Source organism: Pseudoflavonifractor sp. HNCC25GI2 (genome assembly GCF_058136395.1).
The window spans coordinates 61,616-83,968 of sequence record NZ_JBYUOW010000004.1; the positions used below are offsets into that span (position 1 = coordinate 61,616).

20 protein-coding genes and 1 tRNA gene are annotated in these 22,353 nt (G+C 56.6%); 4 read left to right on the plus strand and 17 right to left on the minus strand.

Annotated elements, in window-relative coordinates; all coding sequences use genetic code 11:
* Position 1 precedes the first annotated feature (1 nt).
* The 4 genes from AC3YUO_RS06900 to AC3YUO_RS06915 form a co-directional block, all read right to left on the minus strand.
* The gene (locus AC3YUO_RS06900; protein WP_489962297.1) at positions 2-1,357 is read right to left on the minus strand and encodes a DUF2812 domain-containing protein; all 1,356 of its coding nucleotides are present in this window, start codon (positions 1,355-1,357) and stop codon (positions 2-4) included.
* Entirely contained in the window at positions 1,354-1,677 is a 324-nt protein-coding gene (locus AC3YUO_RS06905) for a PadR family transcriptional regulator (protein WP_489962298.1), read from the minus strand. Before AC3YUO_RS06905 ends, AC3YUO_RS06900 begins: the two co-directional genes overlap by 4 nt.
* A gap of 183 nt (positions 1,678-1,860) precedes the next feature.
* Positions 1,861-2,190: a cytochrome C biogenesis protein gene (locus tag AC3YUO_RS06910; RefSeq protein WP_489962299.1), complete on the minus strand. Its 330-nt coding sequence runs from the start codon at positions 2,188-2,190 to the stop codon at positions 1,861-1,863.
* A complete protein-coding gene (locus tag AC3YUO_RS06915) occupies positions 2,190-2,417 on the minus strand; it encodes a hypothetical protein (protein ID WP_489962300.1) in 228 nt (75 codons plus the stop codon). The genes AC3YUO_RS06910 and AC3YUO_RS06915 overlap by 1 nt, the downstream gene beginning before the upstream one ends.
* A gap of 182 nt (positions 2,418-2,599) precedes the next feature.
* Here AC3YUO_RS06915 and AC3YUO_RS06920 point away from each other — a divergent pair, with 182 nt between their 5' ends.
* Positions 2,600-2,857, plus strand: a complete 258-nt coding sequence (locus tag AC3YUO_RS06920) for a GIY-YIG nuclease family protein (RefSeq protein WP_489962301.1) — start codon at positions 2,600-2,602, stop codon at positions 2,855-2,857.
* A gap of 50 nt (positions 2,858-2,907) precedes the next feature.
* On the opposite strand, the gene AC3YUO_RS06925 is transcribed toward AC3YUO_RS06920, so the two are convergent.
* Positions 2,908-4,683 carry a CvpA family protein gene (locus AC3YUO_RS06925; RefSeq protein WP_489962302.1) on the minus strand — a complete coding sequence of 592 codons (1,776 nt, stop codon included), beginning with the start codon at positions 4,681-4,683 and terminating at the stop codon, positions 2,908-2,910.
* Between the two features lie 230 nt (positions 4,684-4,913).
* Between AC3YUO_RS06925 and gltX the strand changes: the two genes are divergently transcribed.
* Positions 4,914-6,407, plus strand: a complete 1,494-nt coding sequence (gene gltX, locus AC3YUO_RS06930; protein WP_489962303.1) for a glutamate--tRNA ligase — start codon at positions 4,914-4,916, stop codon at positions 6,405-6,407.
* 225 nt (positions 6,408-6,632) lie between these two features.
* Here gltX and AC3YUO_RS06935 read toward each other — a convergent pair whose 3' ends face one another.
* From AC3YUO_RS06935 to AC3YUO_RS06975, 9 genes are all read right to left on the minus strand, one after another.
* Positions 6,633-7,190 carry an SHOCT domain-containing protein gene (locus AC3YUO_RS06935; protein WP_489962304.1) on the minus strand — a complete coding sequence of 186 codons (558 nt, stop codon included), beginning with the start codon at positions 7,188-7,190 and terminating at the stop codon, positions 6,633-6,635.
* Between the two features lie 809 nt (positions 7,191-7,999).
* Positions 8,000-8,076 (minus strand) — tRNA-Pro (locus AC3YUO_RS06940).
* 263 nt (positions 8,077-8,339) lie between these two features.
* Entirely contained in the window at positions 8,340-8,999 is a 660-nt protein-coding gene (locus tag AC3YUO_RS06945) for a GntR family transcriptional regulator (protein WP_489962305.1), read from the minus strand.
* Positions 9,000-9,179: 180 nt separating this feature from the next.
* Positions 9,180-10,457 carry a TRAP transporter large permease gene (locus AC3YUO_RS06950; RefSeq protein WP_489962306.1) on the minus strand — a complete coding sequence of 426 codons (1,278 nt, stop codon included), beginning with the start codon at positions 10,455-10,457 and terminating at the stop codon, positions 9,180-9,182.
* The gene (locus tag AC3YUO_RS06955) at positions 10,458-10,973 is read right to left on the minus strand and encodes a TRAP transporter small permease (protein ID WP_489962307.1); all 516 of its coding nucleotides are present in this window, start codon (positions 10,971-10,973) and stop codon (positions 10,458-10,460) included.
* 101 nt (positions 10,974-11,074) lie between these two features.
* The gene (locus tag AC3YUO_RS06960) at positions 11,075-12,112 is read right to left on the minus strand and encodes a TRAP transporter substrate-binding protein (protein WP_489962308.1); all 1,038 of its coding nucleotides are present in this window, start codon (positions 12,110-12,112) and stop codon (positions 11,075-11,077) included.
* Positions 12,113-12,291: 179 nt separating this feature from the next.
* The gene (locus AC3YUO_RS06965) at positions 12,292-12,699 is read right to left on the minus strand and encodes an aconitase X swivel domain-containing protein (RefSeq protein WP_489962309.1); all 408 of its coding nucleotides are present in this window, start codon (positions 12,697-12,699) and stop codon (positions 12,292-12,294) included.
* A 1-nt stretch (position 12,700) separates the two neighbouring features.
* A complete protein-coding gene (locus tag AC3YUO_RS06970; protein ID WP_489962310.1) occupies positions 12,701-13,918 on the minus strand; it encodes an aconitase X catalytic domain-containing protein in 1,218 nt (405 codons plus the stop codon).
* Between the two features lie 45 nt (positions 13,919-13,963).
* Positions 13,964-15,202, minus strand: coding sequence for a nickel pincer cofactor-dependent isomerase, group 22 (locus AC3YUO_RS06975; protein ID WP_489962311.1), 1,239 nt, complete (start codon positions 15,200-15,202; stop codon positions 13,964-13,966).
* A 432-nt stretch (positions 15,203-15,634) separates the two neighbouring features.
* Between AC3YUO_RS06975 and AC3YUO_RS06980 the strand changes: the two genes are divergently transcribed.
* Positions 15,635-17,311: a formate--tetrahydrofolate ligase gene (locus AC3YUO_RS06980; protein WP_489962312.1), complete on the plus strand. Its 1,677-nt coding sequence runs from the start codon at positions 15,635-15,637 to the stop codon at positions 17,309-17,311.
* Positions 17,312-17,505: 194 nt separating this feature from the next.
* Here the strand turns inward: AC3YUO_RS06980 and AC3YUO_RS06985 are convergent, their stop codons facing one another.
* The 3 genes from AC3YUO_RS06985 to hutU form a co-directional block, all read right to left on the minus strand.
* Entirely contained in the window at positions 17,506-17,943 is a 438-nt protein-coding gene (locus tag AC3YUO_RS06985; RefSeq protein ID WP_489962313.1) for an Lrp/AsnC family transcriptional regulator, read from the minus strand.
* Between the two features lie 29 nt (positions 17,944-17,972).
* A complete protein-coding gene (gene hutI, locus AC3YUO_RS06990) occupies positions 17,973-19,199 on the minus strand; it encodes an imidazolonepropionase (RefSeq protein WP_489962314.1) in 1,227 nt (408 codons plus the stop codon).
* A gap of 73 nt (positions 19,200-19,272) precedes the next feature.
* Positions 19,273-21,294, minus strand: coding sequence for a urocanate hydratase (hutU, locus tag AC3YUO_RS06995; RefSeq protein WP_489962315.1), 2,022 nt, complete (start codon positions 21,292-21,294; stop codon positions 19,273-19,275).
* A gap of 148 nt (positions 21,295-21,442) precedes the next feature.
* Between hutU and AC3YUO_RS07000 the strand changes: the two genes are divergently transcribed.
* On the plus strand, positions 21,443-22,348 hold the full coding sequence (locus tag AC3YUO_RS07000; protein ID WP_489962316.1) for a LysR family transcriptional regulator: 906 nt from the start codon (positions 21,443-21,445) through the stop codon (positions 22,346-22,348).
* Positions 22,349-22,353: the final 5 nt, after the last annotated feature.

Consider the following 22,353-nt stretch of genomic DNA (forward strand, 5'->3'; position numbering starts at 1 on the left):
TTTATGCCGGTGTCAGCAGTTCCCCGACCAGGGCCATCTGCTCCGCCGTCAGACCGTCCAGGTTGGGCTCAAAGACCACCAGCCGGTTATCCCAGCCGAGGATGTAGTTCTCCAGCGCCCGTCCCTCGGGGCTATATAGCTGCCAAGCCTCCTCTGCCCCCCAGGGAGCGGGGTCAGCGGCACGGTAGCCATAGCGGGAGGCCGGCTCCACGTCCTCGTCAAAGACGCCCAGATCGTCCTTCTCGTGGAGCAGCTGGTTGAGACAGGCGTCATAGAGCCAGGACAGATGCACGTCCACCACGGTGTAGGTCAGGGAGCTGTAATCCTCCGTGGCGGGCTGGGTGTGCATCCAGTACTGGGCACGGGAGCCCAGAGCGGAGCGGGAGACGCTGGAGGTTACCTCGCAGTCCTTTGCGGGGATGGAAGTGAGCTGGGAGAGCGTGACCGGCGGCGGGCCGTCGTCCAGGGAAAAGGCCCCACTGCGCACCCCTCGGACCATGCCGTACATGACGGCTCCCATGAGGAGGAAGGAGAGCACCAGGGTGAGCGCCCAGGTCACAGAGAGGTTGAGCCCCGCCGGGGCCTTCCGCCGCTTGAGCAGCTCCTTGGTGCGGTCTGCCACCACATACAGCAGCACCATAACCAGTACAAAGGGGACCAGGATATACCACAGTACCGGGGTCCGGTCGGTAAGCAGCCAGCCTGCAAGAGCCAGCAGCATCAGAACCATTCCCACCTGCATCACCCGGTGACAGCCGTGAGTGGGGACAAATTCCCCCAGCTGGGCTGCCGCTTTGGCCTTCCGCCGCCAGAGCAGGTAGGTGATGAGGTCGGCGGTGAAGTAGACAAACAGGAGCAGCCAGCAAACACCGGTAAATAGGTTCCCGGCACTGGACAACAGATCGATGGGCCGGTTTACCAGGGACCACAGCCAGGAGCACCCCATATAGAGGCCCAGCAGTAGGAAGACAATGTAGATAGGCAGCGCCCGCCGGAAGGCCTTTCCAATTTGAGCCAGCTCAATTTCCGGATCCGTCTGAATGGGGACGGGGTCCTCCTCCTTGTTGTAGTAGAACTGGTGGGGACCGAAGGCGGCGGCCAGCTCCCAGCCGGTGTGGGCGCAGAAGTCCTGAAAGGTGAGCTGCTCCTCTGAGGGCTCCGGGGCATACTGGGAGTTTTTGGGGTAGTAGGTGACGGCAAAGTGGAGCCTTTTGGGGTCAATCCGGCGGTAGTGCCAGCCCCAGGGAGATACCCGGTCCAGCAGCCAGCCCTGGGCCGCCCGTTTTTCCAGAAGAGCGGCCATGCCGGTGCGGTCATAGAGGGAAAAGGGAATGAAATCGCGCTTGCTGTCTTTCATTGGGGAGCCTCCTCTCCAAATATCCGGCGGTAGTCGGCGGTCTGCGTGCACAGGCGTCGGTACTCCTCCTCCAGGGTCTCACGCCCCTTCTCCGTAAGAATGTAGCTGCGCTTTCGACCCTCCGCCCTGGTTTCCCGGATCATCTCCGCCTGCACAAACTGTTCCAACAGGTTGTATAGGGTGCCGGAGCCCACCCGGACCCGGCCTCCCGTCATAGCGGGCACCTGATCCATGATGTCGATGCCGCAGCACTCCTGGCTCAGGCACAGAAGAATGTAAAACATCTGCTCGGTCAGCGTCTGAAATTTTGCCCGGGGCACAGCACGCACCTCCTTAATCTCGAATATCGATATTTCTGATTTGAGTATAATCTCGAATATCGATATTGTCAAGAGGGAAAAGAAAAAAGCAAGCCCTCCCGCCGTGTGGGAAGGCTTGCAGCAGATTGTGATTTTGGGTGTGAAACCGGAGCGGGACCGCGTCAAAACAGCAATCCGCGCCGCTTACAGTCCCGTACGGTACAGGGGGATGACGTTGATCACCGGCTCCTCATAGGGGTGTACCGCCTTGACGGCGGCGAGGGTCTCATCCAGCTGCACGGTGCGGCAGGTGACCTCTACCTTCAGCTCTGGCTGGGTGCATACCTCGCCCACCTGCCCCAGGTAGGGAGCGGCACCCTCCAGAGGACGCCAGCAGCTGGTGACCGGGCTGAAGGACAGGCAGCTGTCATAGCGGCCGATATGCCCCGCATCCACACGCTGGAGGGCCGCCCGCAGAGGCTCCAAATGGGATTGGGGAAGAAAGATTTCCAGCTTACAGAAGGAAGGCTCCATCACAGCTCCTCCAATCGGTCCTGAATGTCGTCGGCCAGATCCTCCAGCGCCTCATGGCGGTCGCCCCAGGCCTCGTACGCTTCACTCTCCATGTCCTCCGGCTCCTCCTCGTCCAGCCGGTCAATCCAGCCCCGGACGGTGTCCAGGTACTCTTCCAGCTCCTGGCGGTTCATGGAGCACAGGTCGGGCCCCTGCCCCAGAAAGGCGGTGTAGTCAATGGAATCCATGCCCATTCCTCCTTGTGCGGGCGTGTTGCGACGGGGTAATCAATGGGCCGCCCGCATCCTGATTTGCTGATAGAATAACACAAATGCCGGAGGGTTTCAAACGGATTCCATGGAGATGCCGCCTTGCCAGCCTGCCTCCGGTGCGCTATACTGAGGAGAAAGCAGGGGGGAGGTCCGGAAGCATGACCTGGTATGTCTATATTCTGCGCTGCGGGGACAACACGCTGTATACCGGTATCACCGATGATGTGGACCGCAGGCTGGCCGCCCACCGGGCGGGCAAGGGGGCCAAATATACCAGAGGGAGAGGGCCGCTGGAGCTGGCCTATCAGGAGGAGCAGCCGGACAAGTCCGCCGCCCTGCGCCGGGAGAGCCAGATCAAGCGGCTGTCCCGGAAAGACAAGCTGGCGCTGTGCGCCGGCTGGAAGACGGAAGGCTGAAAAATCCGCCCATCCACAAGGATGGGCGGATTTTTTGTTCTATAATGCGTTCAGCCTTCCGCTTCCTGAGGCGTCGCCACCGTGTCGGAGACAGAATTGCCCTCGGTCTGGGACGCTGTGGCCTGGGAAGCCCGGCCTTCCACCGTGAGGGAGTAGCCGTCCAGAATGGAGGACGTGCTGCCCTCGGCGGCAACGGCGTGCTCCACCGTGACGCGGTCGCCCACGTTCAGCGTGACCACCTCGCGGTCCTTGGCAGCGGAGATGGAGTAGAAGATCTCCTCTCCCTCCAGACGGATGAAGTAGTAGGTGTTTCCGTCCAGTACAGCGGTGCGGATTTCCGCCACGGTACCCTTGGCCTCTGTCTGAGGCAGCTCCTCAGTCTCCGTAATACCCTTGTCAGCGAGCTGGCGGATATATTCCTGCTCACACTGGGAGACCGTGGAGGCCACGGTGACCACCTGGTACTGGGCCACGTTTACCATGGCGTAGCTCTTGACCAGGTTGGTGGCGTCCTTCAGAGGAATGAAGTAGGTGGGCTCCCCGGCGATGTTCAGCAGCAGGGGAAAGGTGGCGGTGTAGCCCAAATCCTGCACTTCGCCCTGGGCCGAGCCCATGGCGGCGTACTCGGTGGCGCCGGGGGCGGCGTAGAACTTGGTCTCCTTGGTGCGCTGGTTGGAGAGCAGGAAGCCCAGGTTAGACTGGTCGGCGTTGGCGGAGGTGACGCCGGTATAGACGTACACATCGTCGTTGAGGGCGATGTAGTTATAGCCGTCGGTGGTCACGGTCACATCCCGCTGGCCCAGAATGGAGTTGAGGAAGCCGTTGACCAGAGTGCCGTGGTAGTCGTACTGCTCCATGATGAGGGAGGGAGTGTATACGTTGTCCACCCAGGAGGGCACATCGGAGATGTCGTAGTAGGTGCTTTCTCCGGTGATGGCGTCCACCAGCACGGCGCCCTGGATGTCCCGGCCGCCGAACAGGCCGATGGTCTTGACGACCCGGGGAGCAATCCAGTAGGGACGGCCCTCCTCGTTGATTTCAAACTGGGGAGTATCGAACATATAGGTGGGGTACTGGAAGCGCAGGTGGCGCATGATGTTCCGGTTGAGGGGCTCAGAGAAGGAGTACTTCATGCCCTCCTGCAGCCGTACCACGTTGGCCTCCTGGGTGACCATGTCCACCACCACGTAGGCAGGCAGACCCTCGCCCCGGTTGGTGAACCACTTGATGAGGTCGGCGTAATCAATGGGGGCGACCCGTACGGGGCGGCCCTGGTAATTGATCTGAGTGGAGTCGTTGGAGTACTCAAACTGGCTGACCATGTCGCTGAGGGTACCCATCTGGCGGTCACCCAGGTACTCGGCGCTGTCCCGGTCCAGCGTGGGGATCTTGTCGAAAGAAATCTGAGTGATCTCTTCGGAAAAGTTACCGTCCTCCACCGTCAGCAGATCCCGGTAGGAGCCCGCGCGGAAGATGGGCAGGGAGATAATCTGACCCACCAGCGCCACTACGATAACGGCGACAAACAGAATGCCCACGGGGAGGCAGCGGCTCTTTACAAAGCGCATCCATTCCCGGGCCTTTTCCTTGGGGGTGCGGACTACGTTGTCGGAGCTGCTGCCGGAGAGCAGGAAAATGCTGAGCGTATAGACAATGCACAGGAGGGCGAGAAAGCTGTAAAATTCGCCGGCCTGCAGATTCAGCGCGGGAAGGGAGACATAGAAGTAGAGGAAACCTATCACGGCCGTGATGACAATGCTGAGAAGTGTGCGGCCCAGGCGGCCCTTAGGCAGATGGCCGCGTTTGTTTGGCGTGTTCGGGTTCAAAATAATTCTCCTTCATTTCTGTAGTCGGGCGAGTAAGATGCGCCCAGGATACTAGTCAGCATATCCTATTTCCGGGAAAAAATCAACGGGAGAAAGATTAAAGTTCCATGAAAGGAAGGGCACGGAGGGGAGTACCTCTTGCCAAATAAGGGGAAATTCAATATAATAAGCACTGCGAACGACACCTGCGGAGGAAATTGACCTGCCGCAGGGATAACGGAGGGAACAGAATGACATTGGACATGAAGTATTTCGAGGAGATGGAGGCCAAGATTCCCAAGGGGAAGGTGCGGACCCGGTTTGCTCCGTCTCCCACGGGCTATATGCACGTAGGCAACCTGCGTACGGCCCTGTATACCTGGCTCATTGCCCGCAACGCGGGTGGGACCTTTATCCTGCGTATCGAGGATACCGACCAGGTGCGTGAGGTAAAGGGTGCCACCGAGGTGATCTATCGTACTCTGACGGAATGTCATCTGGACCATGATGAGGGACCGGATGTGGGCGGCCCTGTCGCGCCCTATATCCAGTCTCAGCGCCGGGACACCTATGGAAAGTACGCCCGTCTGCTGGTGGAAAAGGGACATGCCTACTACTGCTTCTGCGAGAAGACGGAGTCGGAGGAGGAGTCCGGAGAGTTTGACCGGGGGGACGATCCCTGCCGCAGCCTGTCCCTGGAGGAGGCCCAGGCCCGGGTGGACGCCGGAGAGCCCTATGTCATCCGCCAGAAGATTCCCCACGGCGGTACCACCACCTTCCATGACGCCATTTTCGGAGATATTACCGTGGAGAACGACACCCTGGATGACCAGGTGCTGATGAAGCGGGACGGACTGCCCACTTATAACTTTGCCAACGTGGTGGACGACCATCTGATGGGCATTACCCACGTGGTCCGGGGCAGCGAGTATCTCTCCTCCGCCCCCAAGTATAACCTCCTTTATCAGGCCTTCGGCTGGGAAGTGCCCACCTACGTCCACTGCTCCCCGGTGATGCGGGACGCTCAGAACAAGATGTCCAAGCGCCACGGGGATCCCTCCTATGAGGATCTGAAGGCCCAGGGCTTCCTCACCGAGGCCATTTTGAACTATGTGGCCCTGCTGGGCTGGTCGCCCCGGGGCGAGCTGGCGGAGCAGGAGGTTTTCTCCCTAGAAGAGCTGGCCCGTGCCTTTGACCTAGCCGGTATGTCCAAGTCCCCTGCCATCTTTGACATTGAGAAGCTGACCCACTTCAATGCCCTCTATCTGCGGGCCATGGCGCCGGAGGACTTTGCCAAGGTGGCGGAGCCCTATATCCGCCAGAGTGTCCAGAATCCCCAGATCTCTGTGGAAGAGATTGCGGGGCTGCTCCAGGCCCGGTGCGAGAAGCTGACGGACATCCCCGAGAAGGTGGACTTCTTCCAGAGCCTGCCTGAGTATGATGTGGAGCTCTTTACCAACAAGAAATCCAAGGCTAACCCCGAGGTGTCCAAACGGATGCTGGAGGCGGCCATCCCCATGCTGGAGGGGATGGAGGCCTGGACCACCGAGCAGATTCATGACGGTCTGGTGGCCCTGGCAGAGAAGCTGGAGGTCAAGAACGCCACCCTTATGTGGCCGGTTCGCATCGCGGCGGCAGGCAAGGCGGTCACTCCCGGCGGCGCCGTGGAGATCTGCCACATCCTGGGCCGGGAGGAGACGCTGCGGCGGCTCCGTCTGGGCCTGGACAAGCTGAACGCCCAGTAAGCCAAAACGGTACCAGAATCCTGAAGAGAAAAAGCCCGCGGCATCCATTGGATGCCGCGGGCTTTTTACGTGTGTGGGAAAGATACTGCGACGGAAGTAGATGTGAAAGGATGGGCGCACAGAGACGGAGCAGCTGCCATGCTTTAATGTGTCATTTAAGCATAGCCTATTGACATTAAAAGGACAAGGGCGGGATTGCACCCGCCCTATCTGATGATGCAGAAGTTACAGCCCCAGAAGCTGCTTTTTCTTTGCGTCAAATTCTTCTTGTGTGATAGCGCCCATGTCCAGCAGTTCTTTAAACTTTTTTAGTTCATCGGCGGCGGAAGGTTGACTTGCAACCGTGGTTGCACCAGCTTTGATTTTCCGTCTTGTTTGTTCGATATACTCTACAATTTCACGGGCTAATTCAAGATTTGTTTTACTAATTGGAATGGAGTTTTCATCATCTACTGCTTGAACAACACCGGCTTTTCCTTCTCCGCTTCCGGGATACGTAAATTGAATGAAACCATAGGTAGCAGCTACTGGTTCCATAAATTGGATTGATGTAATATCGGCAAAGGAAAGTCGTTTTCCACCAGTAGTGCCTCCCCGCAGAATATTTCCCATAAAACCACGAGTGGGGACATAGTAGAGGATGACGTAATCATCGTATACCTCCAACTTTGTACCAGTATGAGCCTGCAGACAATATTTGTAGTTTACTGCTTTGTTTTTAGCACCTCTGATTTTTTCATTAGCATACTCCATCACGGAAGCAAAACGCTCGCGCTCGGTCAAATTAAAATATATCGTAATCTCTTTATCGCCAACTTTTGCTCTTGCTTGACCTTGGACAAATGGTGTGGCTGGTTGAATAATTCTGATTTCATCGTCTAATTGAGAATAAGGGTATTCAGTTTTGCCGCGAAAAAAGAAGTATCAGTGAATCTTGTGCGGTATGCAGCCAATTTCCCTTTTGCAAATTCTTCATTCACAATACATTCCTCCCTAAAAAAGAATCTCTCATCTTTTATTTCTCACGGACAACCTCCGCAAAGGTGTGCTTGACAATCTGGGGTGTTCCCTTTGTTTTGATGTACCTTGCAGCCATGGAGCCGCTCCGCCCTATTTCGCGCTTTACTGTAATTGCTGATATTTCGGGGAAATTTTGTGCAGAGAAAGAGACGGCTGAGATTTCGAAGAATCCCTAAATTCCCCAATTTTCAGAAAGACGGATGAATCCGCCTGTGCATGGCCCCATATCTCTGAATTGTTCGGTTTGCAGGTACCTTTACCATTTTATACGTTTTAGAATGAAAAACAATATGCTGGCTGCATAGTATACTGCGATTTTAAGGATCCATTTGTGCTTTTCATCTGTACCCGTTTCACTTATGTTTCATGCGTTTGAGCTGAGAGCCGGAATTCCAGCCTGGGGGACAGAGGAGACTGCGGCCTGTTCTGCTTTCTTGGGCTCTTTGAAAAAATGAACGCGCTTGATTGTTTCAAATTACTTTGAAAATCAAGCGCGTTATCCAGCGAATTAAGAGTGAAAAGAGAATGAGAAAAATCCGCAACCCATTGTATTTCAATGGACTGCGGATTTTTGGTCCGAGTGACTGGATTCGAACCAGCGGCCTCTTGAACCCCATTCAAGCGCGATACCAAACTTCGCCACACCCGGAAGTATTTTGTTTTTGCTGTTCCGTATCTCAGACAGCTATAACATAATAGCATATGGAAAAGGAAAAAGCAAGTGGTTTTTTGAAAAAAATTTAATTTTTTGTATTTTGCAGAAATGGAAGAGGAAAATGAGAAAAAAGGCAAAAAGACGAAGAAAAAGTGATGGTATTCCCTTAAACGGAGTCTTACGTTCCGGAGAAAAGGCTCCGTTTAAAGAGAATAAGGCGATAAAAAGTGATTCCGCACGAAAAGAGAAGATCCCACTCAGGTGGTATTTTTTAAGAAATTGGCAGCCCAATTAAAATGTTCGGTTAGAGCCTTGGTTAGAGCGGGAATGTCGCGTTGACGAAGCAGAGAGAGAATGTTCAGATGCTGCAGTGTACTGTCCTTGATGTCGTTGCGCGCTTCAAAGGAGAGCAGCTGATAGCGCTTGATGTTAGAGTTGTTGTTACGCATGATAACTTTTAAATAATTGTTGGTGCAGTGCTCCACGATCAATTCATGGAGTTCCCAGTCCAACTGAGAGAAGTACTGGGGGCTGGGCAGCTTTCCATCGGCGTAATTCTTAAGCAGTTCCTGAAAACGACGAGCCAGGTCATCAATTTCCTGGTCGGAGATGGAGTAAACCGCTGTTTTAGCAGCCTGGACCTCCAAAAGACAGCGGATCTCATATAAATCTTCAATGTCCTTGGAGGAGAGGGGCTTTACGTATGCGCCTACACCGTTTTTAATCTCCAGCCAATTTTCGCTGGCCAGAGCACGCAGAGCCTCACGGACCGGTGTACGGCTCATTCCTAGTTCCTGAGCCAACTGATTTTCACTGAGAATATCGCCAGCGACGATTTTCCCTTCACACAGCGCATCCTTAATTTGATTATAAGCTTGTTGAGATAGACTTTCGCGAGTAGAACGGGTTCTGAGCATGGCGGCTGTGTTCACTCCATTTCTGATAGGTTCAGTAAAACTGGAGGCACGTCCGCCTTTCCGGGGCGTGCCTCCAGTTTTAAATTAGTTTTAAATAGTGGAGAACGTAATTTAATTATACCACAAAAGAGAGGGAAAAACAATTCATAAATTACGAATAACCAGCTCCAAGACGTCCACTTAGGTCAGCAGGAACAGGGTGAAGGCGGGCCAATAGGTGACCAGCATCAACACAACCAGCAGGGCTAAGATGAACCACAGCATGAACTTCATCATCTTGCCAATGGACACGCCGGAAATGGCGGAGGCCACAAACAGGTCGATGCCGTAAGGCGGTGTGCAGAAGCCGATGGCCAGGTTCATGGTCAGCATGATACCGAAGGTAATGGGGCTCATACCCAGGGCCTCTACCACAGGCAGCAGGATAGGAGCCAGAATGATAGTGGCGGGGATGTTGTCCACCAGGCAGCCGACAATCAGCAGGAAGATGTTGATGAGGATGAGCAGGATGTACTTATTGTCGGTAATGCCCAGCATGGTGTTGGCCAGGGTGCGGGGGATACCGGTCAGGCTCAGGTAAGCGGCAAAGGCGGAGGACAGACCTACCATGAAGGTGGTGGAACCGTTGACCACGATGGTGTCGCGCAGAGCCTTATAAGCACTCTTATTGTCCAACTCACGGTAGACGAAGCGGCCTACGATGAAGGAATAGACCACGCTGATAACAGCGGCTTCGGTGGGGGTGAAGTAGCCGGAATAGATGCCGCCCAAGATGATCACGGGAGAGAGCAGGGCCCAGATGGCGTGCCAGAAGCTGTGCAGCACGGCCTTGAAGCTGAACTTCTTGCTTTCACCTTTGAAGCCGTACTTCTTGCTCATGATGTAGCAGACGATCATCAGAGCCACGCCCATGGCGATTCCGGGAACCACGCCGGCCTTAAAGAGGTCGGTGATGGAGGTGCCAGTGGCCACGCCGTAGATGACAAAGGGCACGCTGGGGGGGATGATAACACCGATGGTGCCGGCAGCAGCGCAGATAGAAGCGCTGAAGCCCTCGTCATAGCCCTTATCCTTCATCGCGGGGATCATGAAGGAACCGACGGCAGAGGTGGTAGCGATAGCGGAGCCGGAGATGGCGGCGAAGAACATACAAGTGATGGTAGTCACCATGCTCAGGCCGCCGGTGATGAAGCCCATGAAGGTATCAAAGAAGTCAAGCATACGCTTGGCGATACCGCCGCCGCTCATCAGGTTGCCGGCCAGCATGAAGAAGGGAACGGCCATCAGGGGGAAGGAATCGCAGCCGGTGATGGCTTTCTGGGTGATCATCAGAAGAGGAATGGTGCCGTCACCACAGGTGACAATGGCGATAAGAGTGGCGATGCCAATGGAGTAACCGATGGGAACGGTTAAAAACAGCAGAATAAAAAAGCTGGCAAACAGTACAATAGTTTCCATTTATCCAACCTCCCCGCTTTTTCCGGCCATCTTCTTGCAGTCCTCCACCAGCTGGCCCAGAAGACGCAGCGTGAGGATGAAGGAGGAGACGGGAAGTGCAGCGTACACGTAATACATAGGCAGCCGCATGGCACCGGAGACGTTGCCGCGCTGGATCATCTGCTGGACCAACTCAGAACCCTTGGCTACCAGGAAAATATTGAAAGCGATCAAGATCAGAGTAGCGAATATATCCACCACCGCACGAACTTTTTCGTTTTTTACAAAGCTATTGAACAATTCAACCTTGATATGGGCCTTGTCGCGCTGGGCAATGCTGACGCCCAGCCAGATTTGCCAGATAAAGATGTAGCGGGTCAACTCTTCGCTCCAAGTCAGGGAACTATTGAATATGGAGCGCATAATCACTTGGGCAAAAACCACTAAAGTAGTAAATACCAGACTGGCACAGAGGACGTACTCCTCCAGCTTGTCGTAGCCGAAGATCAGCTTTCCTAGAAAGCTGTCCTTTTTCATACGAAACAACTCCTCTCGGGCAATAGACGGCCGGGCGGGCCGAGGATATGGTACTCATGCCCGCCCGGCAAGTTCTTTACATAGACGCAGAAAGGGGTAAATTACTGGTTGTAAGAGAGAGCCAGATCAAAGATCTCGTCGCCCCACTGGGCACGGTACTCATCGTACATGGGCTGAACGGCATCCACGAAGGCCTGATACTCCTCGTCGGTGAGGTAGTTGACCTCCATACCCTCGGCCTCCAGCTTCTCCACGATGGTCTCGTTGTCCTCCAGCTCGATGTTGCGCTGGTTGGTGACCATGTTGGCGGCACACTCGGTCAGGGCGGCCTGATCCTCTTCACTCAGGCTGTTGAACCAAGCCTCGTTGGTCAGGATAGGCAGGAAGTTATGAACGTGGTTATCAATGGTCAGATACTTCTGAACCTGCTGGAAACCAGAAGCGTAGATCAGAGTGGGGGGATTCTCCTGGCCGTTAACAGTGTTCTGCTGCAGGCCGGTGAACAGCTCGGAGAAGCTCATGGGAGTGGGGTTGGCGCCCAGCACTTCATACATACGGATGAACACGGGGGAGCTCATGACGCGGATCTTCAGACCAGCCAGGTCAGCGGGGGTGTGAATGGGACGGACGCTGTTGGTGGTGCAGCGGGGGCCGTTGTAGACATAACCCAGGCTGATGAAGCCGTTGCCGGCAATCCACTCGTCAATCTGCTCGCCCAGCTCGCCGTCCAGGGCATTGAAGGCGCTCTGAGAATCGGTGAACAGGTAGGGCATATCCAGGATACCGATGCGCTCGTTGTAAGCGGTCAGCACGGAGGTGGAGGGCAGGCACATCTGGATGGTGCCCATGGCGACGGACTCACACAGCTCCTCATCGCCGCCCAGCTCAGAGTTGGGGAAAATCTGGACCTCAATGCGGCCCTCGGTCTTCTCTTCCAGCTCTTCCTTGAACTGCAGCAGAGCCTTGTGGGTGGAGCGGTCTTCGGCCTCCACGTGGCCGACCTTCAGGATGGTGGCCTCGGTATTGCCGCCGCCGGACTGGCTGGCATCAGAACCGGAGCCGGAAGAAGAGCTGTTGCCGCAGGCGACCAGAGACAGGGCCATGGCAACGGCGAGGGCCAGAGATAGCGCTTTTTTCATTTCGATTCCTCCCAATATATGTTTGATGTTGGGGTTACCGCGCCGCGAATTCGGCGACGGTTTATGTCAACCGGAAACTCCGGTCAAACACAGGAACATGCAGCACACACTCGATTTTCCAAAAATCGACAAACGGACATGTCCGTTTGAAGCACATTCAATTAAATGGATGCCGGAGCTTAGTCAAGAATCTCGACGTAGCCCTCATCGGCGTTGACGGCTACCATGTCGCCGTCCTTGACCGTCTCATAGAAGGCGGGATCCACCTTGTCCACCATAGGCAGCTCCATAATAATGGCGCCAGCGACCAAAACAGGATCAGGATCCTGGATGATCAGAGCGGCGGGCATATTGTGGAAGCGGTCCAGGTGATACAGGCCGTCCTGCTGCACCACGGAGCTGCCCTTTCCGCCGGGGAAGAGGAGGATCTTTTGGGCAATGCTGCGGCCCTCCAGCTCGTGATTCTTTTCCTCCATCACGCCGTCCTCAGGGCGAACCTGATAGAACATGATGCGGTCCTTGGTGATGATGGCTTCGGCCTGAGCCTTACCCTCGGAAATCTTATGACAGGAAAATCTCTTAGCCATGTTATTTCACCTCTCCAGTCAGGGCGGCCTCGATGCAGGTGTCCAGGTCGCGGATCATAAAGTTGATGCCTCTGCGGCGGGGATAATAGGCGCACTTGGGGGACTCGGTGATACCAACCTTGCCCTTGAGGTAGTGCCAGCAGGGCTGGTCGGGGCAGGAGTCGGGGATGATCTCAGCGCCGGCGGCGGTGAGGATATCGGTCACGCCCATGCGGCGAGCCATCTCAGCGGCATCGCTGGAGACCAGGATGAACATGGGGATGGCCAGCTTCTTGCCCTCGATGTGCTTGGCGATATACATCGCTTCCTTCAGGGTGAAGTGGGGGCAGCCGAACATGGCGAAGTCCACCTTATTGCCGTCGTGGGCCTTGTCGCTGTACTCCTCCTGGAAGTCCATCAGATCCTTGTCGGTGATGACGACCTCGCGCTGAGGCTTCTTACCGCCGAAGGCAGCTTCCAGAGTGGGAGCCTCGGGAGTGAAGCCTACGATGTGATACATGCCGTAGGCACCAGAGGTGTTCAGCTGAGCACCCAGGTTGCGCAGAGCCTCGGAGGGAATGTGGGTGGGCAGGCCGGTAAAGACGGGAATACCCTCGCCGATTTTGGCGCCCATCATGCCCAGCAGATGGTACTCATAGTCGGACTTCATGTTGGCTTCCACGTGGACCAGAATGTCGCCCTTGCGGTTCTCGTCCAGCAGCAGGCCGTACTCGGGCACATAGCCGGTGATAGCGGCACACAGGGCGCTGTTAGCGCTTTCACGGTTGGAGCGGGCACCCCAGACGGAGTTGATGTAGGGGGTGGCGCTGGACTCGGAGAACGCACAGATTTCACCGAAATTGGGGACGTTGGAGGCGATGTAGGGGGTGCAGTTGTAAGACAGAACAGCACCCAGACCACGGTAGGCTGCATCGGTGCGGCGCATGTGGTCGGCATCCTCCTCGGTAACGGGGTGTGCGCAGGAGCCGGTGAAGTAGCCCAGGCAGAAGCCGGGGTTCACGGTGGGGGCCACGCGGCACTTGGCACCTGCCTTGAGCATCTTCTCGGCAAACCACAGGTCGCCGGCCTGATTGCTCAGGGCCACGTGGGCGCGGGTGATGGGGACCATGCGGGGGGCATCAAAGGCCTCGCCCAGGGCAAACTGGATTTTCATGGCGTAGGCAGCGCCCTCGCCGTACTTTCCGTCCAGCATAGCCTGTTGCTCTTCGTTGAGAATCATATGCTAGTTCCTCCCTTTATAAAATGTTGTGATGGGTTTCTTATTTTAAGATGGGTCCACCAGACTTAACTTGGGGTTGGCACGTACGTCATCCAGAAGGGCAGCAGATACTTCGATGTACTCCAGGTGCAAGGTGTTCTGGATGCGGATGATTTTCGGATTGTCCCGGTCAATGCCGCGGCAGCATTTCAGCGCCACCCGGATTGCGGTCTCCTCATCCTCGACGGTGCAGGGAATGGAGGCATCGCCCAAACAGTTGCAGGCGATGGCGTTGGCATACATGGCCTCCAGATCCAACTGCTGGGCCACCTGCTTGGTGATGACATCAAAGAGGCCCACGCCAATGCCGTTTCCGTGGCTGGCCTCTGTCACATTGGTGAGGACCAGCTTCTGATACTTCGGAATATGAAGGACAAAGGTTTTCAAGACGGAGCTGCGTCCCAGAATGTTGGGGTCAAAACCGGCTCCTGATACGTCCTTGCCGATTTCCCGGCAGACAATGACATCCGCCTGAGGAAGCATAATGTAGGGCATGTTGGCTCTGGCCTGGAGGACCAGCTCCTTCTCCCGGGCGATCAGGCCCTGAGCGGGGACGGCCTCCACATGACAGGTTTTGTCATAGGCATTTTCCAGAATCGCCACGCCAAATCCGATGGGAGCCTTCTCCAGAATAATGGAGGCGGTCTCCTCAATGATTTCTGCGAAGTGTTCCGGATCCTCTTCGTGAACGGCGGAACAGCCTTTGTGGTTGCCAAGACCAATAACCAGCATTTTGCAAAGTCCGCTCTGAAGGGGACCCACAAAGTCGGTGTGCAGCTTGACCCGGTTGATGGGGACTACCAGATCCGCCTCATAGGCAGCCCGGTCAAACCAGATGGGGCGTCCTGAGGCCGTGTGGCCCAGAAGGACAGTGTCCACCGTGGTTACCACAGGCACACCCAGGTTTTCCGGCGTAATGCCGTAACCGGCCAGCACCTCGCGCTGTCCCTCTTCGGTTCCGCCGCCGTGGCTGCCCATGGCGGAGACAACGAAGGGCTGGGCACCCAACTCCTTTAAAGAAGCAATGACCTGTTCCACGACCGTGTATAGGTCCCGGATGCCCCGGCTGCCTACAGCCACTGCCACGCGGGCTCCCGGCTTGACCAGTGAGGAGACCTCCAGCCGTGCCAGCTGGGCGCGGACCGTACCAGCCACATCCTCCAGCTGATGGTCATCAAACTGTTGACGGACCCGATAGAGTTTGGGAAGCGGACGATTGAGGTCCTCCTGCAGCAAAATTGGCATTGCATCGCTCCCTTTCCATTCGACAATGGTGGATACAACCTGCATACAGGTTACGGAATTTTTAGAGCGCTCGCCAAAAAATGTGGAGAGCGCCATTGCTTACCTGTATACAAACTATATATTCTTTACGCTGCTATTATACTGCTTTGCTGTTGGACATGTCAATGGAAAGTTCAAAATTTCTCTTGAAATTTTTCCGTTTTTTTGAGATGATGACGAAGAAAGGAGGAAAGGGGTTTTTTGGGACAAGCAGATGATGGGATTCACTTAACGAAACAAAGCCGAGATTTGAAAACGGAAAACAGAACTCGTTTACGAATCGGGGGTATTTGGACTACAATGAATCCATAGAAAGGCCTTGCTTGTCCTGCTGGTCAAACAAGGAAGGTTCATCAAAGACAAGACACATATTTTTTAGAGGAGGCGTCATTTATGAGTTTCAAGTCTGACATTGAGATCGCCCAGGAATCCACGATGCTGCCTATTGTTGAGGTTGCCAAGTCCATCGGTATTTCCGAGGATCAGCTGGAGAACTACGGCAAGTACAAGGCTAAGGTGGACATCCACGCCCTAAAGGACCTGCCCCGCAAGTCCAAGCTGGTTCTGGTGACCGCCATCAGCCCCACTCCCGCTGGCGAGGGCAAGACCACTACCTCTGTGGGTCTGGCCGACGCTCTGAACAAGATCGGCAAGAAGACCATCGTCTGCCTGCGTGAGCCCTCCCTGGGCCCCGTGTTCGGCGTGAAGGGCGGCGCTGCCGGCGGCGGCTACGCTCAGGTTGTTCCCATGGAGGACATCAACCTGCACTTCACCGGCGACTTCAATGCCATCGGCATCGCCAACAACCTGCTCTCCGCCCTCATTGATAACCACATTCAGCAGGGCAACGCTCTGGACATCGACACCCGCCAGATCACCTGGAAGCGCGTGGTGGACATGAACGACCGTCAGCTGCGTCACATCGTCTGCGGTCTGGGCGGCAAGGCCAGCGGCGTGCCCCGTGAGGACGGCTTCGACATCGTGGTTGCCTCCGAGATCATGGCTGTTCTGTGCCTGTCCACCGGCCTGGCCGACATGAAGCAGCGTCTGGCCAAGATGGTTGTGGCTTACAGCCGCGCTGGCAAGCCCATCACTGCTCATGACCTGAAGGCCGAGGGCGCCATGGCTGCCGTTCTGAAGGACGCCATCAAGCCCAACCTGGTCCAGACTCTGGAGCACACCCCCGCCTTCATCCACGGCGGCCCCTTCGCCAACATCGCTCACGGCTGTAACTCCATCCAGGCCACCGAGACTGCCATGAAGCTGGCTGATTACACCGTCACCGAGGCCGGCTTCGCTGCTGACCTGGGCGCTGAGAAGTTCCTGGACATCAAGTGCCGTGCCGGCGGCTTCCATCCCGATGCCGTTGTTATCGTTGCCACTGTCCGCGCCCTGAAGTATCACGGCGGCGTGCCCAAGGCTGAGCTGAACAACGAGAACCTGGAGGCTCTGGAGAAGGGCCTGCCCAACCTGCTGCAGCACGTGGACAACGTGAAGAACGTCTACGGCCTGCCCTGCGTGGTTGCCATCAACGCCTTCCCCACCGACACCGAGGCCGAGCTGAAGATGGTCGAGGAGAAGTGCAAGGAGCAGGGCGTCAACGTCCGTCTGTCCGAGGTTTGGGCCAAGGGCGGCGAGGGCGGCAAGGCCCTGGCTGAGGAGGTTGTCCGTCTGGCTGAGGACACCACCAACGACCACTTCCAGTACGTCTATGACGCTGAGGACACCATCGAGAACAAGCTCAAAGCCATTGCCACCAAGGTTTACCGCGCTGACGGCGTGACCATCACTGCCGCTGCCAAGAAGCAGATTCAGCAGCTGACCGACCTGGGCTTCGACAAGATGCCCATCTGCATGGCCAAGACTCAGTTCTCCTTCTCCGATGATCAGACCAAGCTGGGCGCTCCCCGCGGCTTCAAGATCACCATCCGTGAGGTCAAGGTCAACGCCGGCGCCGGCTTCCTGGTTGCCAAGACCGGTGACATCATGACCATGCCCGGCCTGCCCAAGGTGCCCGCTTCCGAGCGCATCGACATCGACGAGAACGGCAAGATCACCGGCCTGTTCTAAGAAAAAGCGTTACCATATCAGGATTATTTTCTTCGACCCCCCTCTATATGGACAAACCCCCTGTGGCTCACGCCACAGGGGGTTTGTCTTTGCTGTGAGGAAAAGGGGGGAGAGGATGGATAAAAAGAGGGCCCGCCCTGCTGGGCGGACCCTTGTTGTATGAAATTCCTTCCAGAGAATTTATACGGTGCAGTTTAGTCGGGCAGGGGGATTCCCTTGGTCTCGAAGTAGGTTTTAAGCTCCACCGAGGTCTGGGAATCTCCGTACCGCTTGATGGAGGAGAGAAGCTCATCCAGCTCGCGGGTGCCGCGTACTGCAAAGCGCAGCAGGGCATTAAATACTCCAATCACGTGGTAGTGACTGACAATGGCGGGGGTCTTTTGGCAGAAGTCGCAGAAGGTGCTGTACTTCTCCGGTTCCACCGCCACGAAGATGAAGCCGGTCATGCTGCAGTCCAGGCGTTCCCGGTCCACTTCGATGCGGAAATTCCGGATTACGCCCTTTTCCTCCATCCGACGCACCCGCTCGGAGACAGCGGGGGCGGTGAGGCCCACCTGGTCGCCGATATGCTTCAGGGTGGTCCGGCAATCCATCTGGAGAATGTTAAGGATCTGATAATCGGTCCGGTCCATGCCGGTTCCCTCCCTTGCCGGGGACGGCGTTAGACCAGCTCGCCCCGCTTAATTACAGTCTTGGCCAGGTTGCTGCCCACACGGTAGCAGATGTAGTCCAGGTCGGGAGCATCCCAAATGACCAGGTCGCCCTGCTTGCCCACTTCCACGGAGCCGACCTTGTCCGCCATGTCGATGGCGGCGGCGGCGTTGAGGGTGACAGCGGTGAGCACTTCCTCGGGGGTGAGCTTGTACTTCAGGCAGCCCAGATTGATGACAAACTGCAGGTTCAGGCAGGGGCAGGAGCCGGGGTTGAAGTCGGTGGCCATAGCCACAGGCACACCGGCGCTGACCATGTCACGGGCGGGGGCGAAGGTGGCACCCAGGTTGAAGCTGGTGGCGGGGAGGAGGCAGGCGATGACTCCGCCCTTGGCCATGCTGGCAATTCCCTCGGGAGGGCAGACGATGAGGTGCTCGGCGGAAATGGCGCCGATTTCACCGGCCAGCTGAGAGCCGCCGATGGCCTCGATCTCGTCAGCGTGAATCTTGGGACGCAGGCCGTACTTGAGACCGGCTTCCAGCACCTGACGGGACTCCTCCACGGTGAAGGTGTCCGCCTCGCAGAACACGTCGCAGAACTTGGCGATGCCCTGCTCCTTGACGGCGGGCATCATCTCCTCGCACACCAGACGGATGTACTCCTCGCGGTTCTGCTTGTACTCAGCAGGAACCAGGTGAGCACCCATAAAGGTGGCCACGATGTCCATGGGGTGGCGGTCGTTCAGGTTCTTAATGACCTGGAGGGCCTTCAGCTCGTGCTCGGTAGCCAGACCATAGCCGCTCTTGGCCTCACAGGTAGTGACGCCGAAGCCCATCATCTCGTCCAGAGCCTTGGCGGCCTTCTCCGTCAGCTCCTCAGTGGTAGCCTGACGGGTGGCGTTGGTGGTGGACTGGATGCCGCCGCCGGCATTCTGGATCTCCAGATAGGTCTTGCCGTGGAGCTTCATGCCCAGCTCGTTCTGACGCCAGCCGCCGAAAATGAGGTGGGTGTGGGCATCCACCAGGCCGGGGGTGACCAGGTTGCCGCCGGCATCCACCACCTTGGCATCAGCCACAGCGGGGGCAGCACCGGTGCCAACCTGAGCAATGACGCCGTCCTCCACCAGAACCCAGGCGTCCTTGAGGATCTGGATCGCGCCCTGCTCGGGGCCCTTCTTGGCGGAGCTGCCCTGAGGAGTGGCCAGCATACCGATGTTGGTCAGCAGTAATTTACTCATGCGATCGTATCCTTTCCAAAGGAGGGGGCGTGATGGCACGCCCCCTCCTTTTTCAGTTATTAATTTAGGTCAATTAGCCCTTCATGGTCTTGACAGCAGCCTCAACAATGGCGTCGTCAGCCACATAGGGGAGGGTGATGTGATCCTGGCCCTCATAGATCTTGTTGTACTCAGCAGCGGTGGACAGAGCGTTCTCGTTGCGAGCCCAGGCGCGGCGGGAAACGCCGACCATGGTGTCCCAAGGCATGGCCATCTTCAGGATGGTGTCCACACGTTCGGAGCCGTCCAGAACCATGCCGAAGCCGCCGTTGATGGAGTTGCCGATACCGGTGCCGCCGCCGTTGTGCAGAGCGATGTAGCTCATGCCGCGGGCCGCGTTGCCGGCGTAGCACTGGGTAGCCATCTCGGCCATGATGTTGGAGCCGTCCTTGATGTTGGAGGTCTCACGGAAGGGGGCGTCGGTTCCGCCGGTATCGTGGTGGTCACGGCCAAGGATGACGGGGCCGATCTCGCCGTTACGGACCATCTCGTTGAACTTCAGAGCGATGTTCATGCGGCCCAGAGCGTCCTGATACAGGATGCGGCACTGAGTGCCGACGACCAGCTTGTTCTTCTTGGCGTCGCGGACCCAGACATAGTTGTCGTAGTCCTGATAGCGACGGTTGTGCTCCTTGATGTACTCAGCAGCAGCAGCGTCGGTCTTGTCCAGATCCTCGGGATTCCGGGACAGGCAGCACCAACGGAAGGGACCGTAGCCGAAGTCGAACAGGCAGGGACCGAGGATATCTTCCACGTAGGAGGGGAAGATGAAGCCGTCCAGGTCGTTCTCGCCGTTCTTGCAGATGCTCTTGACGCCGGTGTCGTACACAGCCTTCAGGAAGCTGTTGCCGTAGTCGAAGAAGTAGGTGCCCCGGTCGTGCAGCTTGCAGATCATCTCATAGTGATGCTGCAGGGTCTTGTCAACCAGCTTGGCGAAGCCCTCGGGATCCTTGTCCAGCATCTCGGTGCGCTGCTCGAAGGTCAGGCCCTGGGGGCAGTAGCCGCCGTCATAAGGCACGTGGCAGGAAGTCTGGTCGGACAGCAGGTCGACATGGATGTTGTTGTCGTAGAGGTACTCCAGCAGGTCCACAACGTTGCCGTGATAGGCGACAGCGCAGGGCTCCTTGGCGTCCATGTGCTCCTTGGCGATCTTCCAGGCCTCTTCCAGGCTGTCGGTGCGGTGGCTGACCCAGCCCTGGGTGTAACGGGTCTCGATACGGGAGTCGTCCACCTCGGCGATGATGGAGGCAGCGCCGGCGATCTCAGCGGCCTTGCCCTGAGCACCAGACATGCCGCCCAGACCGGCGGAGACGAACAGACGGCCGGCCAGGTTGCCATCCTGAGGAATGCCCAGCTTCAGACGGCCGGCGTTCAGCAGGGTGTTGAAGGTGCCGTGCACGATGCCCTGAGGACCGATATACATCCAGCCGCCGGCGGTCATCTGGCCGTAGTTGGCAACGCCCAGAGCAGCAGCGCGGTTGAAGTTCTTCTGGTCATCGAAGGTACCGACCATCAGGCCGTTGGAGATGATGACACGGGGAGCCAGCTTGTGGCTGTGGAACAGGCCCAGGGGGTGACCGGACATGACCACCAGGGTCTGCTCGTCAGTCAGAACCTCCAGATACTTCTTGATGAGGCGATACTGCATCCAGTTCTGGCACACCTGACCGGTCTCGCCGTAGGTAACCAGCTCATAGGGATACAGAGCAACATCAAAGTCCAGGTTGTTGTCGATCATAACCTGGATAGCGCGGCCCTCAATGCACACGCCCTTGTACTCGTCAATGGGCTTGCCGTACAGCTTGCCGGCGGGACGGAAGCGGTAGCCGTAAATACGGCCGTGCTCCTCCAGCTCCTGGGCAAACTCCTTGGCCATCTGCTCATGATGGTCGGGATGGATGTAACGCAGAGCGTTCTTGATGGCCAAAGCCTTGTCGGACTCACTCAGGTGAGACTCACGACGGGGAGCGCGGCGGTACTGAGGATCAAACTCAGGGTACTCGGGCAGCTCGTAGTCCAGCTTGATGGTCATCGCATCGTTTACGTTGCCAATCATGGTACTTCCCCCTAAAAAATATTTTTTTGTGAGAAACGTAATTTGTGAAGCAAATTCGCTCTCCTTATGATTGTATTTTAACCGAAATATGCTATAATGAAAAGTACTTGTATTATATATTAGATATACAGAAAAGGTATGGCAACTTATGAACTTCAAACAGCTAGAGTATTTTTCCGCGGTGGCCGAGGCCAAGAGCATTTCCAAGGCCGCCCGTACCCTCCATGTGGCACAGCCTCCTATCAGCCGACAGATCGCTTTGTTGGAGGATGAACTGGGTGTTTGCCTGTTCCTGCGCAACAATAAGGGCGTGGAACTGACCGAGGCGGGGCGCAGCCTCTACCAGCAGAGTCAGCACATGTTCCAGAACTTTCAGATGATGATTGACAGCGTCCGGGACGTAAACGAGGGCTTCCGGGGCCTTTTGAAGATTGGAATCATCTACTCCAACATCCCTGTTGTGATGGACTATCTGCGGGAGTACCACGAAAAATACCCCCATGTGGAGCTGTATGTGCGTCTGGGCTCTCCCAAGGACCTGCTGGACGATTTGAACAAAGGAAACCTCCACGTGCTGTTTCTCCGCAACCCGACGGAGGAAATCTCGCAGCTCCACGAAAAAATTCTGGGCGAGGATCCGCTGGAGCTGGTCATGTCCCGGGAACTGGACCCGGCCCCGGAGCTGGATACCATCCCCATTGAGGCGCTGGAGGGAGTGCCTATGTGCCTTCTGCGCAGCGACGACATGTGGGGTTACAGCTCTCATTTAATTAATGAATGCCAGCGCAGAGGATTTACACCCAATACGGTCTGTCAGTGCTACGACACTCCTATGGCCATGCAGATGGTCCAGGCAGGCTTCGGAATCAGCTATCTTCCGCGGTCCATTGTGGAGACGCAGCCCCATTCCGACCTCTATACCAAGCCGTTGGTGGGCGTGAACGCCCGGTCCTATCCCATGCTCATTTGGAGCGGAAATATCTACTATGCAAACTGTGTAATGCAGTTTATTTCCATGTTTCAGGACAAGAAAACGACGGGAGACGAGGGCTAGATTGG

Bases quoted from the DNA above. Each gene is read 5' to 3' on its own strand.
- AC3YUO_RS06970 (WP_489962310.1), bottom strand. From the start codon at position 13,918: ATGATTCTCAACGAAGAGCAACAGGCTATGCTGGACGGAAAGTACGGC.
- AC3YUO_RS06915 (WP_489962300.1), bottom strand. From the start codon at position 2,417: ATGGATTCCATTGACTACACCGCCTTTCTGGGGCAGGGGCCCGACCTG.
- AC3YUO_RS06955 (WP_489962307.1), bottom strand. From the start codon at position 10,973: ATGAAAAAGGACAGCTTTCTAGGAAAGCTGATCTTCGGCTACGACAAG.
- AC3YUO_RS06945 (WP_489962305.1), bottom strand. From the start codon at position 8,999: ATGCTCAGAACCCGTTCTACTCGCGAAAGTCTATCTCAACAAGCTTAT.
- AC3YUO_RS06910 (WP_489962299.1), bottom strand. From the start codon at position 2,190: ATGGAGCCTTCCTTCTGTAAGCTGGAAATCTTTCTTCCCCAATCCCAT.
- AC3YUO_RS06900 (WP_489962297.1), bottom strand. From the start codon at position 1,357: ATGAAAGACAGCAAGCGCGATTTCATTCCCTTTTCCCTCTATGACCGC.
- gltX (WP_489962303.1), top strand. From the start codon at position 4,914: ATGACATTGGACATGAAGTATTTCGAGGAGATGGAGGCCAAGATTCCC.
- AC3YUO_RS07000 (WP_489962316.1), top strand. From the start codon at position 21,443: ATGAACTTCAAACAGCTAGAGTATTTTTCCGCGGTGGCCGAGGCCAAG.
- AC3YUO_RS06975 (WP_489962311.1), bottom strand. From the start codon at position 15,202: ATGCCAATTTTGCTGCAGGAGGACCTCAATCGTCCGCTTCCCAAACTC.
- AC3YUO_RS06960 (WP_489962308.1), bottom strand. From the start codon at position 12,112: ATGAAAAAAGCGCTATCTCTGGCCCTCGCCGTTGCCATGGCCCTGTCT.
- AC3YUO_RS06985 (WP_489962313.1), bottom strand. From the start codon at position 17,943: ATGGACCGGACCGATTATCAGATCCTTAACATTCTCCAGATGGATTGC.
- hutI (WP_489962314.1), bottom strand. From the start codon at position 19,199: ATGAGTAAATTACTGCTGACCAACATCGGTATGCTGGCCACTCCTCAG.
- AC3YUO_RS06920 (WP_489962301.1), top strand. From the start codon at position 2,600: ATGACCTGGTATGTCTATATTCTGCGCTGCGGGGACAACACGCTGTAT.
- hutU (WP_489962315.1), bottom strand. From the start codon at position 21,294: ATGATTGGCAACGTAAACGATGCGATGACCATCAAGCTGGACTACGAG.
- AC3YUO_RS06950 (WP_489962306.1), bottom strand. From the start codon at position 10,457: ATGGAAACTATTGTACTGTTTGCCAGCTTTTTTATTCTGCTGTTTTTA.
- AC3YUO_RS06965 (WP_489962309.1), bottom strand. From the start codon at position 12,699: ATGGCTAAGAGATTTTCCTGTCATAAGATTTCCGAGGGTAAGGCTCAG.
- AC3YUO_RS06980 (WP_489962312.1), top strand. From the start codon at position 15,635: ATGAGTTTCAAGTCTGACATTGAGATCGCCCAGGAATCCACGATGCTG.